Source organism: Streptomyces sp. CAI-85, assembly GCF_013363615.1.
Classification (GTDB): domain Bacteria; phylum Actinomycetota; class Actinomycetes; order Streptomycetales; family Streptomycetaceae; genus Streptomyces; species Streptomyces antibioticus_B.
This window is the reverse complement of record NZ_JAANNX010000246.1, coordinates 1-696: the sequence shown is the minus strand read 5'-3', so window position 1 is coordinate 696 and position 696 is coordinate 1. Positions and strand designations below refer to the sequence as shown.

Annotated in this window: 1 protein-coding gene; it reads right to left on the bottom strand. The window is 68.7% G+C overall.

Annotated features, from left to right (window positions below):
• A partial coding sequence (locus G6W55_RS38075; protein ID WP_254876604.1) for an aconitase family protein occupies positions 1 to 696 on the bottom strand: 696 nt, incomplete at both ends.

Sequence of the window (696 nt, the reverse complement as noted above, 5' to 3'; positions counted from 1 at the left end):
TGGAGACCTCCTCCGGCAGCGGGCCGGAGTTGCCGATGCAGGTGGTGCAGCCGTAACCGACCAGGTTGAAGCCGACCTTGTCGAGGTACGGGGTCAGACCCGCCTTGTCGAAGTAGTCGGTGACGACCTTGGAGCCCGGGGCGAGCGTGGTCTTGACCCACGGCTTGCGGGTCAGGCCCTTCTCCACCGCCTTCTTGGCCACCAGCGCGGCGGCGACCATGACGTACGGGTTGGAGGTGTTGGTGCAGGAGGTGATGGCAGCGACGGTGACCGCGCCGTGGTCGATCTCGTACGTCGAGCCGTCGGGGGCCGTCACGGTGACCGGGTTCGACGGGGCGCCGTTCGGGGTGACGGCCGGGGAGTCGGAGGCCGGGAAGGACTCCTTGCCCGCCTCGTCCACGACGTCGACGTAGTTGAGGACGTCCGTCTTGAACTGCTCGGCGGCGTTGGCCAGGACGATGCGGTCCTGGGGGCGCTTCGGGCCGGCGATCGACGGGACGACGGTCGACAGGTCCAGTTCGAGCTTCTCGGAGAAGTCCGGCTCGGCCTGCGGGTCCAGCCACAGGCCCTGGGCCTTGGCGTACGCCTCGACCAGGGCGACCTGCTGGTCGCTGCGGCCGGTCAGACGCAGGTACTTCAGGGTCTCGTCGTCGATCGGGAAGATCGCGGCGGTGGAGCCGAACTCCGGCGACATGT